At 29.1% G+C, this 15,161-nt stretch carries 14 protein-coding genes and 2 pseudogenes; 10 read left to right on the forward strand and 6 right to left on the reverse strand.

What is annotated here, in order from left to right; all coding sequences use genetic code 11:
* The first annotated feature begins 6 nt into the window (after window positions 1-6).
* The 3 genes from FBE93_RS01775 to FBE93_RS01785 are packed head-to-tail and all read left to right on the forward strand — an operon-like array spanning window position 7 to window position 1,908.
* Complete coding sequence (locus FBE93_RS01775) at window positions 7-1,053, forward strand: DHH family phosphoesterase (protein ID WP_165434116.1); 1,047 nt, start codon at window positions 7-9, stop codon at window positions 1,051-1,053.
* Window positions 1,037-1,279 carry a hypothetical protein gene (locus FBE93_RS01780; RefSeq protein WP_002852415.1) on the forward strand — a complete coding sequence of 81 codons (243 nt, stop codon included), beginning with the start codon at window positions 1,037-1,039 and terminating at the stop codon, window positions 1,277-1,279. Before FBE93_RS01775 ends, FBE93_RS01780 begins: the two co-directional genes overlap by 17 nt.
* Window positions 1,276-1,908: a hypothetical protein gene (locus tag FBE93_RS01785; protein WP_165434117.1), complete on the forward strand. Its 633-nt coding sequence runs from the start codon at window positions 1,276-1,278 to the stop codon at window positions 1,906-1,908. The genes FBE93_RS01780 and FBE93_RS01785 overlap by 4 nt, the downstream gene beginning before the upstream one ends.
* Here FBE93_RS01785 and FBE93_RS01790 read toward each other — a convergent pair.
* Window positions 1,886-2,036 (reverse strand): annotated as a pseudogene (locus FBE93_RS01790) (hypothetical protein). The gene FBE93_RS01785 and the pseudogene FBE93_RS01790 overlap by 23 nt on opposite strands.
* Before the next feature lie 209 nt (window positions 2,037-2,245).
* Between FBE93_RS01790 and FBE93_RS01800 the strand changes: the two are divergent.
* Entirely contained in the window at window positions 2,246-3,232 is a 987-nt protein-coding gene (locus tag FBE93_RS01800) for a c-type cytochrome (RefSeq protein ID WP_038816859.1), read from the forward strand.
* A gap of 33 nt (window positions 3,233-3,265) precedes the next feature.
* Here FBE93_RS01800 and FBE93_RS01805 read toward each other — a convergent pair whose 3' ends face one another.
* The 4 genes from FBE93_RS01805 to FBE93_RS01820 all read right to left on the reverse strand — a co-directional run bounded on the left by FBE93_RS01805 (window position 3,266) and on the right by FBE93_RS01820 (window position 7,279).
* Window positions 3,266-3,907 (reverse strand): thiol:disulfide interchange protein DsbA/DsbL, encoded by a 642-nt coding sequence (locus tag FBE93_RS01805; protein WP_038816858.1) that lies wholly within the window; start codon window positions 3,905-3,907, stop codon window positions 3,266-3,268.
* Between the two features lie 85 nt (window positions 3,908-3,992).
* Window positions 3,993-5,855, reverse strand: a complete 1,863-nt coding sequence (locus FBE93_RS01810; protein ID WP_207307188.1) for an aryl-sulfate sulfotransferase — start codon at window positions 5,853-5,855, stop codon at window positions 3,993-3,995.
* A gap of 99 nt (window positions 5,856-5,954) precedes the next feature.
* Entirely contained in the window at window positions 5,955-6,752 is a 798-nt protein-coding gene (dsbI, locus tag FBE93_RS01815; protein ID WP_165434118.1) for a protein-disulfide oxidoreductase DsbI, read from the reverse strand.
* Window positions 6,749-7,279, reverse strand: a complete 531-nt coding sequence (locus FBE93_RS01820; RefSeq protein ID WP_004315487.1) for a hypothetical protein — start codon at window positions 7,277-7,279, stop codon at window positions 6,749-6,751. The genes dsbI and FBE93_RS01820 overlap by 4 nt, the downstream gene beginning before the upstream one ends.
* A gap of 628 nt (window positions 7,280-7,907) precedes the next feature.
* Here FBE93_RS01820 and FBE93_RS01825 point away from each other — a divergent pair.
* Genes FBE93_RS01825 through FBE93_RS01835 form a run of 3 tightly spaced genes read left to right on the forward strand, consistent with a single transcriptional unit; the run spans window position 7,908 to window position 11,309 of the window.
* Window positions 7,908-8,972 carry a tyrosine-type recombinase/integrase gene (locus FBE93_RS01825; RefSeq protein WP_002871813.1) on the forward strand — a complete coding sequence of 355 codons (1,065 nt, stop codon included), beginning with the start codon at window positions 7,908-7,910 and terminating at the stop codon, window positions 8,970-8,972.
* Window positions 8,962-10,746, forward strand: coding sequence for a bifunctional anthranilate synthase component I family protein/aminotransferase class IV (locus FBE93_RS01830; RefSeq protein WP_165434119.1), 1,785 nt, complete (start codon window positions 8,962-8,964; stop codon window positions 10,744-10,746). The genes FBE93_RS01825 and FBE93_RS01830 overlap by 11 nt, the downstream gene beginning before the upstream one ends.
* The gene (locus tag FBE93_RS01835) at window positions 10,743-11,309 is read left to right on the forward strand and encodes an aminodeoxychorismate/anthranilate synthase component II (RefSeq protein WP_004315489.1); all 567 of its coding nucleotides are present in this window, start codon (window positions 10,743-10,745) and stop codon (window positions 11,307-11,309) included. Before FBE93_RS01830 ends, FBE93_RS01835 begins: the two co-directional genes overlap by 4 nt.
* On the opposite strand, the pseudogene FBE93_RS01840 reads toward FBE93_RS01835, so the two are convergent.
* A pseudogene (locus FBE93_RS01840) lies at window positions 11,296-12,158 on the reverse strand (DMT family transporter). The gene FBE93_RS01835 and the pseudogene FBE93_RS01840 sit on opposite strands and share 14 nt — an antisense overlap.
* Before the next feature lie 95 nt (window positions 12,159-12,253).
* Here FBE93_RS01840 and fspA1 point away from each other — a divergent pair.
* The 3 genes from fspA1 (at window position 12,254) to FBE93_RS01855 (ending at window position 15,161) form a co-directional block, all read left to right on the forward strand.
* The gene (gene fspA1 / locus FBE93_RS01845) at window positions 12,254-12,682 is read left to right on the forward strand and encodes a flagellum-secreted nonflagellar protein FspA1 (RefSeq protein WP_002860516.1); all 429 of its coding nucleotides are present in this window, start codon (window positions 12,254-12,256) and stop codon (window positions 12,680-12,682) included.
* A 65-nt stretch (window positions 12,683-12,747) separates the two neighbouring features.
* The gene (gene murA / locus FBE93_RS01850; RefSeq protein ID WP_004315494.1) at window positions 12,748-14,004 is read left to right on the forward strand and encodes a UDP-N-acetylglucosamine 1-carboxyvinyltransferase; all 1,257 of its coding nucleotides are present in this window, start codon (window positions 12,748-12,750) and stop codon (window positions 14,002-14,004) included.
* Complete coding sequence (locus FBE93_RS01855; RefSeq protein ID WP_004315495.1) at window positions 14,001-15,161, forward strand: molybdopterin molybdotransferase MoeA; 1,161 nt, start codon at window positions 14,001-14,003, stop codon at window positions 15,159-15,161. Before murA ends, FBE93_RS01855 begins: the two co-directional genes overlap by 4 nt.

The raw sequence follows: 15,161 nt of genomic DNA on the forward strand, positions 1-15,161 counted from the left end.
AATATAATGAAAATTTATCATCTTTCGCATACAGATCTTGATGGTTATGCTTGTCAATTTGTAGTAAATTTTTATTTTAAAAATGTGAAATTTTATAATTCTAATTATGGTAAAGAAATTAATGAAAATTTTAACTCTATTATAGGCGATATAGAAAAAGATGAAAATTTCGGAAAAGCTATTATTCTAATAACAGATTTAAATTTAAATTTAAATCAATGCGAAGAATTTGAAAAAATTTGCCAAGAGAAAAATATTAAAATTTTTCTTCTTGATCATCATCAAAGTGGCGAAGAATGTGCTCAAAAATATTCTTGGTATTTACTTGATTCTAAAAGATGTGCAACTAAAATCGTTTATGATTTTTTCTCTAAAATCTGCACTCCTGTTTTAGAACTTTCAAAATTTGTTGATGTGGTTAATGCTGTTGATATTTGGCTAAGCGAGGATGAAAATTTTGAACTTGGAAAGGTTTTTTTAAGCTTGATTGCCAATGCAAAAGAAATCAATCGCGTGATGTTTAAAGAATCTCAAATCGATTATATGTTTTTCTTGCTTGATAAGGCTTGGAAATTTATAGAAAAAGAAAATGCGAATATTTTACTCGATAATGCTACTCATTTTATAAAAAAGGATTATTTTGCCAGAAAAAATGATGATACTCTTTCTAATTTAATTTCTTACTTTGTAGTTGAAAAACTAAGTGAGCTAAAAGAAAATTTCAGCATAGAATATGAAGGTCATAAAGGCATCTTAACTTCAAATATAGGCAATACTTCTGTTATTGGAAATGATTTTTTAGTAAAAAATCCTGATTATGACTTTTTTATTGATGTTAGTTCTAGAAAAACCTTAAGTTTTCGTGCAAATGGAAAAATAGATGTAAGTTTAATGGCTAAAAATTTAGTAGGTGGTGGTGGACATAAAAATGCTAGTGGTGGACTTTTTGCGACATTTAAAGATGGGGCAAATTATAATCATATTAAGGCTCAAATTATTGATTTAATTAAAAGCAAAGAACTTAAAAAGGAAAACAATGAATCAAAACAATAATAAAACCTTAAAAAATGAACTAGAAGATTTACAATATGAGCTTAGCATAGTTTTAGAAGCTATGCTTTTATACGCTGGAGTTAAAAGAGAAAAATTAGAAAATGCAATAGAAGCTTATATTGATAATATAGATAATGTGCTCGAAAATTCCAATAAAGAAGGGGTTGATGAAATTTTAGAAGTTGTGGAATTTCTAAAAAATAAATACAAAGATTTTTTTCAATGAAAAAGTGTATTTTATTTTTTTTTAGTTTATATTCTTTAAGTTTTGCCAATATTTATGAAAAATTAAATGATTTTGCTTATGAAAAAAAACCAAATAAAGATTTTAAGATTCAAGAAGTTAAATTAGTACAATTTTCACAAGAAAATAAAGATTGCCTTGAACTTTTAATAGAAGCTGGTCAAGTTAGAATTTTAAATAGCTATAATTCTTGTCAAAAATTATCTAAAGATGAAAGTTTTCGAAAATTTCTTAATGAAGATTTTTTAAAACTTTATAAAAATAATGGATACGTGATTAATGAAAATTTACAAAATTTGAAAAATACCATGCAGGATATTATGATATATTATAAACTCCGATATTCTTTTAGTAAAGATGTAAAAGATATGAGTAAAAATAAGAATTTGGATATTTTAAATATAGATGAAAAAGACGGTGGCACTTTACTTTACAAAATCAATAATCAAGCTTGCGTTGGAATAGAACTTACAAGACATGACTCAAGAATGGCTATGAAAATATACGGAATAGAAAATTTGGATAAAGAGTGCAAACTATTTATCCAATCACCTTCTTTTAAAGATCTTTCCTACACAAAAAAAGATTTTAAGTGGTATTATTTAGAATAAATAAATGCTTTAATTTTTAAATAAAAATTTTTAAAAATCGCGCTTAAAGTAAAAGTATCTTGCCTTCCAAGATTTTGAAAAACACAGTTGTCTAAGTCTTTTTTTTCTTGAATGCTTAAATTTTTCATTAACCTAACCTTTAAAAATATTGCAAGATTTTATTATAGCGAAAAAACTTTATTTTTGCTTTAAATATTTATAAGTTCTATTTTAAATATAAATGAATATTATTTTAAGGTTTAAAGCTTTTTTCTTAAAATATAATTAGGTTTTATTGACTTTTTCTAAATAAAGTCTTATACTGAATTTAAATTACGCAAAATAAGGAGGAAAATTGATGAATAAATTTTCTATAGTTTTAACTTTGTTGTTATGTGGAAGTTGTGCTTTAGCCTTAGATCCAAATTTGGAAAAAACCAAGAGTGCAACAGGTATTGACCTGCCTACTGCTAAATGGAATTTGCCTAAGGCATTAAATGAAGATGGCACTATAGATGAAACTAAGATGCCAAAAAATTCAGAATATAGCAAAATGGTTATTTTAGGAAATAAAATTCTTAATGAAACAAGCAAATATGTGGGTCCACAGGCAAAAGATCCTAAAAAAAGATTTGCGGGAAATAATCTTTCTTGTTCAAGCTGTCATGCTAATGGTGGAAGTGTGCAAAATCAATCGGGTTTTGTAGGAATTTGGGCAAGATTTCCACAATATAATGCCAGAGGAGATAAAGTAATTACCTTAGCAGATAGGATCAATGGCTGTTTTGAACGCTCTATGAATGGCAAAAGAATGCCTAGCGATGCACCTGAAATGAAAGCCATGCTAACTTATATGCAATGGTTATCTCAAGGAGTTCCAGTAGGAGCTAAGATAGAAGGGCAGGGACTTAAGAAGATAGATTTCATCTCAAGAGCAGCTGATCCTAAAAAAGGTAAGGCAATTTATATGGATAAATGTGCCGTTTGTCATCAAGAAAATGGCTTAGGGCTTAAAAATGAGGATAGCGCAGGGGCGTATTATCTTTATCCACCACTTTGGGGTGATGATAGTTATAATACAGGAGCTGGAATGTATCGTCTTATCAAAGCTGCTTCTTATATTAAAGAAAATATGCCTCAAGGTGCGCCTGACTTAAGTCTTGAAGATGCTTATGATGTAGCAGCTTACATGAATTCACAAGCTCGTCCTATTAAAGCAAATAGAGATAAAGACTTTCCGGATAGAAAAGTTAAGCCTTTAGATATGGATGTAGAACCTTATGATGATAGCTTTTCTACAACCCAACATCGCTATGGACCTTATACAAATATGATCAAAAAATAATTTTAAGGCAATTTTTATTACCTTAAAAATTTATTATTTCATATTGCTTAATTTTTTAACTAGATCTTCTAAATCTTGCATTGAATTGATTGCGCTTGGGTTAATTTGATATTTTCCATTAACAACAAAAGCAGGGGTGCCATAGGTTTTAGCTATATCATTAGCTCTTTGAAACTCGCTTAAAATTTCTTTAGCTTTTGGGGTATTTAAAAAATTTAATACTTCATTTTTATTTACATTCATAGCCTTTAAACCTATGTCGTAAAATTCATCTAAATTTGAAAAATTTCTTTGCTTATTTAAAAAATAAGAAACAAAATAAACATCAGCAAGTTTATGAGATAAACTATCAGAATAACTCGCATCTTTACCATTTTGCTCATCTTTGTATTGAGCAAAGGCAAAAAGCTCATTCATTTCTTTGGAAAATTCCCCATTCATTAAACTTACAGGATAGAGTTTAAAATGTAAATTTGGAAAAGCTTCTCTCAGTTTTTCAAGAGTTCCAAATTTATGATGATTATAACAATGTATACATTTATAAGAAAATGCTTCTATTACACTATTTTCAGAGTTGGGTAAACTTGGATTAAGAGTAATAAAACTATTATTTGCTAATGCAAAACTTGAATAAAATACAAGAGCTAAAACAAATTTGCAAAAAAATTTACGCATATTATATCCTTGGTTAAATAAAATTTTCAAAGATAATTTTATTTAAAAAAAATAAATAAGCCCAAATTTATTTTTAGGCTTATTGTTATTTTTTAGGATTGAATGCTTGATCAACACTAAAAGGCATTGCTTGATAACCCGTGCCTGAACCGCTAAATTGAATTTGAACCGAAGGCTCCTTAGCACCCCAGTTAAATTCATCAATTTCAGGTTTTGGCTCTCCAAGACTTACACCTTTGCTAAGATCAAAAGCCATTCCAGCTGTTGCGCTATAAACCATAATAGAATCTTTATCTGGTTCATATTGAGTTAAAGAAGTTACAGGAGAAAACCATTCATTTCCACGATTTTTACCATATTCCCAAATTTGTTCCACAGTTTTATTTTGCTGATCGATTTTATAAATTACAGCACGAGAATATTTTTGACTTGCAAATGCAGGTTGTTCAGCTCCTCTTGCATCACCATTATCAAAAACACTTATATAAATATAACGCTTGTTTGATTTACTATCAATTCTCCAGCCTGTATGCTGCGTCCAAGTGAAATCAAATCCACCATTTTCATTTTCATAACCTGGGCATTTGCTATAATCATCATCGCAAATAATTTTTTTGCCATTTTTATCTACAGGTTGCAATAAATATTTTTGAAATTCTTTATTCCACCCTTTATGTGCCCCTAAAATCCATCTTATTTTTTTATCACGACCAATTTTAACAACAGCACTTTGATGGCGACTAGAAATAATAATACTGTCATCGCTTGGATCATAATCAACGCTATTTACATGAGCCCAATTCCTACCTATACCTGTACCTGCTATATCTCCAAATTTGTCACTTTCATCCATTTTGGCAAGCTCTTCATCGCTTAAAGTTTTACCCGCTTTGCTTGCATCTATATTTAAACACACTGCACCTTGATCTAAAGCTTTGATAATAGTACTTCTATAAGGATCTAAAATCTCATACAATCTCCAATCATCAACAACATTACCATTCTCATCTACTTCTATAATAGTATCACGCACTGTGCGTACATGCTTACCATCTGGACGCAAAGTATTTGCTGAAGCTACTCTTAATAAATAATGCCCATTTTGCATATTGTCCATAGCATGAGAAAAATCTATATAGGCAGCAGGTAATTTGCGATTGAAAATTTCTCTTCCTAAGACATCGTATTTTACATATCTTTGACCAAATCCCCAAGTTAAAGCTCCATCTTTGTTTTGATGAAAGCCCATCATAATTCCACGATTGTAAATATTATCCCAGTTCATTAGCTTATCGTTATCAAAATACCATCTGATTTCACCCTTGGTATCTATGATAAAGACATTTGAATTTTCATCCCATTCCATAGCGCCACCTACAGGATTATTCCATACAGATTGTGAGCCTTTGCCAGATTGTTTTCCAGGAACATTATTTACTAAATATAACCTATCTGAAAATTTTGGATCCATTTTTAATACTTTCACATTTTCAAAAGGAGTTCCTCTTTGATCAGTACTTCCACTTGGTTCTATGCTAACCCCTGGAGTTGTAATTTTATAAATCTCATCAATGACTTTTTGACTTTTACCATTTGCAGTTTTAGTATAACTTACCTTTACTGTATTTAAATAAGAAGGATAAAGTCCAAAAATAGGAATTCCACCATAAGTCTTAGCCATTTTAGAATTCACATTATAAGAGATAGTTTGGCCATTTGCTTTAGGAACAATGGTTACTTTTATATCACTTAAGACATAACCATTATCCATAATAATAGCGGTCAAAGGAGACAATCCATAAGGATTCATTTTAATCGCACCTATTTGTCCTTGAATTTGCCAATCTATTTTCGCTCCACTAGGACCACCCATGGCCATTAAAGCATTAGGTGCAAGTAGGGTAGAACCCGCCAAAAGTGCCATGCAAAGAGTTTTGCTAAGTCTCATGATCAATCCTTTAAAATTATTTAAGCTATCCTAAGATAGCTTAATAAAATTTTAATAATACACAACAAAAATAATTTGTTGCGTATTTTAAGAGTATCTTTAAACAACTTGATTTAAATGGTTTAAACTAGCTATATTTTGATTTGGATTCTTTGGTTCGCCTATAAATTTAAGCACTAAAACCAAAATAACAATCGCCAATGCAAAAATTTTAGCATTAGGTTTATTTTTATCTAAAACATAAGCTATAAACATTGCAAAAAGCACAATAAAACAACATAAAAATGCTATAAGACAGCAAATTGCCATATTCATAAACTTTAAACTAGGAATCAAATACCAACCATTGCTATAAAGCCCATTTTCAAAATCAGGTGGAGTTCCTATAAAAAATTTTTGAAAAGCATTGAGATGATTATAAGCATTTTCTGGAACTACAGGGGTATCCATCCCACATTCTCCTGTTGGCAAAAACCAACTAGGAGCCCACTCATGCAAAGGTAAATTAAATGGATAAATAGGAATTTCACGACATCCATCTACACCTGCAAAAGGATTTTCAGAATGAACCACTTCATGAATATGATTTAAAGTTAGACAATGCTCAAAGCCAAGCCAAATTCCATAAAAAGCTAAGCTATAAGAAAAAATTTTTATAATATTATTTGTAGGGTTGATTAATGCAATCATACCGCCTATAGCCATAACAAGCATATCAAATCTTATATACACACATTGTTCACAAAGTTCCATAAAAAGATATTCTTGAAATAAAAAATGTGCTATACAAGTAAGCCCTATAGTAACTATAATCAAAATTAACCAAGGTTTGCGCGTATCTTGCCATTTGGAAAGTGAAAAATTTCTGCAATTATCTTTCATTTTTATACAACTCATTTTTGCTTGCTAAGTTCTTTAGTAATTTCAATCAAAGCCTCTGGAGTTTTTAAGAAATTTTCCAAATCAGCTTTACTTACATTCATTGCTTTTAAACCGACACTATAAAAAGCTTCAGGATTTTTACCATTTTCCCATCTTTGTTTTTTCTTAAAATATGCATTAAAATAAGCTTCAGCGACTTTATGAGTCAAACTATTTTTATCCGTAGGATCAATTTTATTTACACCATCCTTAAATGCCGCAAAAGCAAAAATTTCATTAGCTTGCTTTCCATAATCTCCCATAGAACTTACAGGATAAAATTTATAAGTTAAATTAGGTAATTTTTCTTTAACTTTACCCATGGTATTAAATTTGTGATGATCATAACAATGAGTACAGCGATAAGAAAAAATTTCAATCAATGAATTATCAGCGTTAGCAATAGTTACATATTCTTTACCTTCACTTAATGCACTAGCACTTATACCTGCTAAAAAAGCACATACAACAATAGATCTTGCTAATTTTACTGGAAATTTCATTACCTTCTCCTTGAAATTTGGTTTTGATAAAACTTTTTATTAAGTTTTTATGTAATAACCATTATAAAACTATTAAAATAAAAATATTCTTAAAAATTTTATAACTAAGCATATTTACTTTAACTAAAAATCAAGAATAGGGGATTAAAAAATTTAATGCACAAGTTATCATTTTTATGTATATTTTGATAATAATATAAAATAATTTAATTTTTAAATATTCTTTATAGTTTTCAATAAAAGTAAAATATAATTTTAATTTACAAAATAAAATTATCAATTTTTTACATTATATTTTATGGATAAGTTTATTTCACTCAAAAGGTAAAATCATAAAAGTATGTAAAAATAGTAGCTTAATCTATATCAAAGTAGAATAATCTAGGTATATATAAAAAAGTTTGAAAATTATAGTTTTCAATACAAAATTATAAATTTTACATATTTTTACCTTTTATCATATCTTTTTATGATTGATATAAGATTTATTTAATAAAAATATTTCAATCTTTTTGCCTTGCATATAAAAACAAACTTTTTCCTAAAAAAGCTTTTTTTTACTAAGTTAATACTAAAATACCTTTTATAGTTAAAAAGCTAAAAATTTTAGATTTTAGGAAAAGTTTTTATGAAATACCCTTTAGATTGTGAAGAAAATTTTGAAAAATCATTCTTATTTTGGCTGGCAAAATATGTAAAATTTAAACTCAATTCGCTATCTAACAAAGAGCTAAAAAATCCACAAGCTTTAGCAGAAGTTAATTTTGCTCTTACAAAAGGTGTAAAAAATATTGATGAACTTGATGCTCTAGCAAAAAAAGCAAGAAATGCTGGTTTAAGTGGAGTTAATACTTATTTTAACCCCTTAAAAAAAGTATTTGAATATTTAAATTTTTACAAGCTTTATTCTTTAAAACAGATTGATGAAGAACTCATTGTAGAAGTTTTGGCAAGTATAACAGGTGCTTTATCAGATGCAAGTAAAAAAAATTACCGTATTGCTGTGATTAATTTTTTTGATTTTTTAGACAAGCAAAATGAAGAAGATGAAAAAGCGCATATTTTCGATATCAATCTTAAAAACTGGGCAGGTATAGCAGGTTCTAAAGGGGTAAAATTACCTGAATTTATGAGTGAAGAAGAGCTTAAAAAATTTCTTGATGCTATTGAAAATGCAGATTTTAGAAACAATACTGTACGCAATAAACTTATTATTAAAATCATCATTTTTACAGGCATACGGGTAAGCGAAGCTATCAATATCAAAATGGGTGATATTAGCGAAGAAAACGATCTTTATATCATAAGAATAAGAGCTAAAGGCAATAAATATCGTGTTGTAATGATAAAAAAAGAACTTATTTACGATTTGCTTAAAAATGTAAGTATTAATTATATGAGCAAAGACGCCCTACTTTTTGTCAATAAAAAAGGCACTCCACTGACTCAATCTTATGTCAGTCGCATAGTAGAACAGCTTTTATTTCGTGCAGGAATTCGCAAACAAAAAAATGGTGCTCACATGTTGCGTCATACTTTTGCCACCCTACTTTATAAAAAGCAAAAAGATTTAGTTTTAGTTCAAGAAGCTTTAGGGCATGCGAGTTTAAATACTTCAAGAATTTATACTCATTTTGATAATGATAAATTAAAACTTGCCGCACAGGTTGCAAAGGAATTAAGTGACTCTTGAAAACTATGCTATTTTTGGTGGATATTTTTACCATGATTTAAAACACATTTTAAAAGCCTTTAACCACAAAGAAAGTAAAAAGTGCTTTAAATTTATAGAAAAATATAAAAATGATTTTTATATTTTAATGCTTGCTGATTATGAGCTATATAGATATTTTCAAGATAAAAATTTCACAAGCAAAAAAGCTTATTTGTCTGTATTTGCTTTTAAAAAAAGAAAAAAATTTCAAAAAGAAGATATTGATGAAGAAAAATTTATTCCTGAATTTATAAATTTTTTAGATCAAGATAATTACAAAGAAAATTTCATCAAGGTTAAAGAGGCAATCTCCAAAGGAAGAGTTTATCAAATCAACCTCACTCAAAATTTTAAATTTCATAGCAAAATGGATTCTTTTGAACTTTTTAAACTTTTGCTTTCTAGACAAGATACTGAATTTAAAGCTTTTATAAAAGATGAAACAAGAGAAATTTTGTCCTTCTCACCTGAACTTTTCTTCAAGACCAAAAAAAGAAAAATATTTACAAAACCTATGAAAGGCACAATTAAGTGTGATAAAGATCCTATAAAAGATGAAGAAAATAAAACCTTCTTGCAAAATGATACAAAAAATCTAAGTGAAAATGTTATGATTTGTGATCTTTTACGCAACGATCTTTCAAAAATCATCACAAAAAAAAGCTTAAAAACCAAACTTTTTGAAATTCAAAGTCACCCTACTTTACATCAAATGACTTCAAGCGTACAAGGAAAACTTAAAAAAAATATTTCTTTATATCAAATTTTTAAAGCTCTCTTTCCTTGCGGTTCTATTACAGGTGCTCCAAAGCTTGAAAGCATTAAATTTATTGAAGAATTAGAACAAAGAGATCGTGGTATTTACTGCGGAACTATAGGTTTAATACACAAAAATAAAAATAAATTTAGCGTAGCCATACGCACCTTAGAAAAACAAGATGAAATTTATACTTATAGCACGGGTAGTGGCTTGGTTTGGGACTCAAATTTCAAAGATGAATTTGAAGAATTAAAACTTAAAAGTGCGATCTTAAATCCTTGTGATTTTCATCTTTTTGAAACCATGTATTTTAAAAATTCTCAAATTTTATTTTTAAAAGAACATTTATTAAGGCTTATAAATTCAGCTCTTAAATTTAATTTTAACACTCACAAGCTCTTTAAAGATTTTTATAATATTTTAAATCAAAAAAGTTCTTATAAAGAATATCAAAATTTTACACTTTTTAAACTCGATGAAAAAATTTTCCACAAAAAACACTCTTTATTTTATAATTTTCCCCTACCCTTTAAAAATCCACATAAAGAAGGAATTTTAAAGCTTATTTTATACAAAGACGGAAGATACGATTTTCAACAAAGTGCCTTAAGACAAAATTCAAACGATATTTTGCTTTTAAGTGATGATAAAATTAATTCAAAAAGTGACAATCTCTATCACAAAAGCTCGTTGCGTACTTTTTATAATCAACACTCATACAAATGGCAACAAAACTTGTGTTATGACATAGCTTTTTTTAACGAAAAAGATGAACTTTGCGAAGGCTCAAGAACCAATCTCATCTTAGAAAAAAACGCTCAATTTTATACTCCACAAATTCAAAGCGGTATGTTAAATGGCGTATATAGAAATTTCTTAATCAATCTTGGTTTGATAAAAGAAAAAGCATTATTTAAACAAGATTTATTTGAAGCAGAAAATATTTATTGTATTAATTCCGTGCGTGGTTTAAAAAAGGTAAAATTACAATGAAGAAAATTTTATTTATAGATAATTATGATTCTTTTAGTTATACCATCATCTATTATCTTAAAGAACTTGGTTTTGAATGTAAAGTGATAAAAAATGATGCCTTTAAAAAAGCTAAAGAATTAGAAAAATTTGATTTTACTCATCTTATCATCTCTCCTGGCCCTCATTCTCCCAAGGAATCTAAATTAAGCTTAAAAGCAATCAAATATTTTAAAAAAAATAAAAAAATTTTAGGCATATGTTTAGGACATCAGTGTATAGCTGAAGTTTTTGGCGGCAGGGTTTCTAAAATGCAAAATCCCATGCATGGTAAAATTTCTAAACTTTATTTTAAAAAAGATCCTATTTTTAAGGGTATTAAAAAAGAAATTGAAATTTGCTTATATCATTCTTTACACATTAGTTCCATGCCTGAAAAATGCAAAATTTTAGCTCATAATTCAGAAAATATTATTATGGCAATTAAACATAAAAAATATCCTATTTATGGATTGCAATTTCACCCTGAAGCGGTTTTAACTCAAAAAGGCAAAAAAATACTTAAAAACTTTATGAAGCTTTAGTCTTTTTTGCATTTAAAATAACACTCAATATAATCAAAACAAAAGCAAAAATATCAAGCAAGCTATAACGGGTTTTTAAAAATAAAAAACTCATTAAAGCAGCTGCTACAGGTTCTATGGAGGCAATCATACTGGCTCTTAGAGCGCCTATATATTCCACTCCTTTTAAATACAAACAAAAAGCCCCTATAGTTCCGATAAAGACAATCCCGCCCATAGAAAAAAATGCTTTTAAGTTAAAAGCATAGTGAATTAAACCCTTATCAAATTGCAAGATTAATAAAAATACAAAAGAAGCAAAAAGACTTACCCAACCCATTATCCAAAAAAGACCATATTTTAATATCACTTCTCTAGCACTTAAAGAATAAAAAGCAACCCCAAAAGCTCCTATAACAGCCCAAAAAATACCCCAATAATTTAAAACCACCGCTTCAATATCTCCTTTAGTTGCAAGCAAAAACAAAGCAAAAATAATCAAAATCAAAGCCAAAATTTCTATCAATTTAGGAAATTTTTTATTTTTAAAGCACAAATAAAGCATTATAATCAAAGGTGCACAATATTGTATCATTGTTGCAGTTCCAGTATCGGTATAATAAATAGCCTTAAAATAACCAAATTGTGTTAGCAAAAGCCCAAAAAATCCAAACATACAAATACTTAAGCTTTCTTTTAAATTTGCAAAAACGAAAATTTTTTGAGTTTTAAAACTTAAAAAAATTAAAATTAACCCTGTAGATAAAAGCCTATAAAAACAAACCCAATCTAATTTTTAAAAAGGTATTCAGCTAAAACACCGCTAATAGCCCAAAAAATACCTCCCAAAAGAACTAAAAATACACCCATTACAAACCTTAATAAAAATTATTTTAAATTATAGTATATTTTTTTTAAAATAATGTCGATTTAGTGTAATATATATTATAAATTAAGGAGAAAATATGCAAATTAACAATTCCTTAAATAGCTTAAGTCAATATGTTAAAGTCAACTCAAACGAAGAAAATCAAAACTCTAAAAATCAAGAACAAAACGCTTTAGCGCAAGATCCAGCTGTAGAGGTAAATATCAGCAAAGAAGCCAAAGAAAAATCAAATACTTCTAATCAAAACAATTCTCAAGCTCCAGCTCAAGCTTTAAACGCACAAAACAACACGCAACAAGATAGTAGCAGCAATAGTGAAGATAAACTTACAGAATTAACACAAAAGCTTGCAGAAATTCAAGCAAAAATTGTTGAACTAACTGCGAAAATGTCTAAAGCTAATGAGGATCAAATCAAAAGTATTGAAAGTCAAATAGCAACATTAAATGCCCAAGCTTCAACTATTCAAGCTCAAATTCAAGAACTCCAAAGCCAACAAGCTTGATTATATTTTTTCAAAAGTTTAAGAATGCTATAATAATGCATTTTTAAACTTTTTCAAGGAAAAATATGACTTATCTAGAAATCGAAGGCACAAATCATCTAAGCGGAAATGTTACAATAAGCGGGGCAAAAAATGCTGCCCTACCCTTGATCGTTTCAAGCATACTTGCTAAAAATGAAGTAAAAATCAACAATATTCCTAATGTTGCTGATATAAAAACTCTTATATCTTTGCTAGAAAATTTAGGAGCTAAAGTCAATTTTCAAAACAATAGTGCTTTATTAAACACAAACACTCTTAATCAAACCATAGCCAAATATGACATTGTACGTAAAATGCGTGCTTCTATACTTACTCTAGGGCCTTTGCTTGCTCGTTTTGGGCATTGTGAAGTATCTTTGCCTGGTGGATGTGCCATAGGACAAAGACCTATTGATTTACATCTTTTAGCCTTGGAAAAAATGGGGGCAAATATACAAATTAAACAAGGCTATGTCGTAGCTAGTGGAAATTTAAAAGGCAATGAAATTCTTTTTGATAAAATCACGGTTACAGGTAGTGAAAACATCATCATGGCAGCAGCTCTAGCTAAAGGTAAAACCAAACTCTTAAATGTTGCAAAAGAACCCGAAGTAGTTCAACTTTGCGAAGTTTTAAAAGACGCAGGACTTGAAATCAAAGGCATAGGCACAGATGAACTTGAAATTTATGGCAGCGATGGAGAACTTTTAGAATTTAAAGAATTTAGCGTTATACCTGATAGAATTGAAGCAGGAACTTATCTTTGTGCAGGGGCTATTACAAATTCTAAAATTACTTTAGATAAAGTTAACGCCACTCATCTTAGTGCAGTTTTAGCAAAACTTCATCAAATGGGTTTTGAAACTTTGATTGCAGAAGATAGTATCACCCTACTTCCTGCTAAAGAAATTAAACCTGTAGAAATCATGACAAGTGAATATCCAGGCTTTCCAACCGATATGCAAGCGCAGTTTATGGCACTAGCTTTAAAGGCTAATGGAACTAGCATTATCGATGAAAGACTATTTGAAAATCGCTTCATGCATGTAAGCGAACTTTTAAGAATGGGTGCGGATATTAAACTCAACGGTCATATTGCTACTATAGTAGGCGGAAAAGAACTTAACGCTGCTGATGTCATGGCTACAGATTTGCGTGCTTCTTCAGCCCTTATCTTAGCAGCTCTTGCAGCTAAAGGCACAAGCAAAGTCCATAGAATTTATCATCTTGATAGAGGTTATGAAAATTTAGAAGAAAAATTTAAAGGTTTAGGTGTTAAAATCACAAGGCTTGAAGAATGAAAAATATCTTTGAAACCTTAAAAGACTTAGAAAATCAAATTTCATGCTTAGATGAAAGTGAGCTTATTAGCCTTGAAAAAGCAAAGGATAGAATTTTAGCTAAAGATTTATACGCTAGAAAAAATCTACCTAGTTTTGACAATGCTGCTCTTGATGGCTATGCTTTTAATTATACTGATATCAATGAGGCTTTGGAGATTAAAGGGACTATTCTTGCAGGAGATAAAAATTTTTATACAGTTGCTAAGAATGAATGCTATAAAATCATGACAGGGGCTAAAATGCCCAAAAATGCTGATACTATCTTAATGTTAGAAGATGAGTATATAGAAGAAAATAAACTCATCATTAAAAAAGCCCCTAAACAATACAATGCCTATCGCTATAAAGGCGAAGAATTAAAAAAAGGTGAAATTTTACTTCAAAAAGGCACCAAACTTAATGATAAACATATCGCCCTGCTTGCTTCTCAAGGGCTTTATAAAATAGAAGTCATAAGAAAAATTCGCATAGGTATTTTTTCAAGTGGAAATGAGCTAAAAGAACCTTGGCAAGAATGCGATGAAGAAAGTATTTATAATGCCAATGCTTTGCCTTTACTAACCATGCTTCAAAATGCTTCTTATTTGGGTATTATTAAAGATGATTTTAAAAGCACTAAAGAGGCTTTAGAAAATACAAATTTTGATCTTTTAATCACTTCAGGAGGTGCAAGCGTTGGCGAGGCTGATTTTATGGAAAAAGCTTTAGATGAATTAGGCTTTACTCCGCTTTTTAAAGGCCTAAAAGCACGCCCTGCAAGACCTACTAAACTTTATAGAAAGGGTAAAAATTTCGTATTGATTTTACCAGGAAATCCTATGGCAGCTTATCTTTCTTGTTTTATTTTTGCTAAAAAAATCATTGATTTATTAAGTGGAAATCTAGACAATCCTTTAAAATTTCATGCTACAATGGGCATAGATTTAAAGCTTAAAAATGGAAGAAATAATCTCATCTTAGGAAATTTAGAAAAAGATATTTTTACACCATTTAATGAAAACAAATTTGGCTCTGGCATGATACTTCCACTTGTTAAAAGTGAGTTTTTACTTATAAGTGAAGAAAATACAAGCGAATTAAAAAAAGGTGATGAAATCACGCTTTTAAAAATATAA

It is taken from the genome of Campylobacter sp. CFSAN093229 (assembly GCF_011068225.1).
GTDB lineage: Bacteria > Campylobacterota > Campylobacteria > Campylobacterales > Campylobacteraceae > Campylobacter_D > Campylobacter_D jejuni.

Coding starts and splice junctions, on each gene's coding strand:
- FBE93_RS01785 (WP_165434117.1), top strand. CDS start 1,276: ATGAAAAAGTGTATTTTATTTTTTTTTAGTTTATATTCTTTAAGTTTT.
- FBE93_RS01825 (WP_002871813.1), top strand. CDS start 7,908: ATGAAATACCCTTTAGATTGTGAAGAAAATTTTGAAAAATCATTCTTA.
- FBE93_RS01820 (WP_004315487.1), bottom strand. CDS start 7,279: ATGAAATTTCCAGTAAAATTAGCAAGATCTATTGTTGTATGTGCTTTT.
- dsbI (WP_165434118.1), bottom strand. CDS start 6,752: ATGAGTTGTATAAAAATGAAAGATAATTGCAGAAATTTTTCACTTTCC.
- murA (WP_004315494.1), top strand. CDS start 12,748: ATGACTTATCTAGAAATCGAAGGCACAAATCATCTAAGCGGAAATGTT.
- FBE93_RS01855 (WP_004315495.1), top strand. CDS start 14,001: ATGAAAAATATCTTTGAAACCTTAAAAGACTTAGAAAATCAAATTTCA.
- FBE93_RS01835 (WP_004315489.1), top strand. CDS start 10,743: ATGAAGAAAATTTTATTTATAGATAATTATGATTCTTTTAGTTATACC.
- fspA1 (WP_002860516.1), top strand. CDS start 12,254: ATGCAAATTAACAATTCCTTAAATAGCTTAAGTCAATATGTTAAAGTC.
- FBE93_RS01810 (WP_207307188.1), bottom strand. CDS start 5,855: ATGAGACTTAGCAAAACTCTTTGCATGGCACTTTTGGCGGGTTCTACC.
- FBE93_RS01775 (WP_165434116.1), top strand. CDS start 7: ATGAAAATTTATCATCTTTCGCATACAGATCTTGATGGTTATGCTTGT.
- FBE93_RS01800 (WP_038816859.1), top strand. CDS start 2,246: ATGAATAAATTTTCTATAGTTTTAACTTTGTTGTTATGTGGAAGTTGT.
- FBE93_RS01805 (WP_038816858.1), bottom strand. CDS start 3,907: ATGCGTAAATTTTTTTGCAAATTTGTTTTAGCTCTTGTATTTTATTCA.
- FBE93_RS01780 (WP_002852415.1), top strand. CDS start 1,037: ATGAATCAAAACAATAATAAAACCTTAAAAAATGAACTAGAAGATTTA.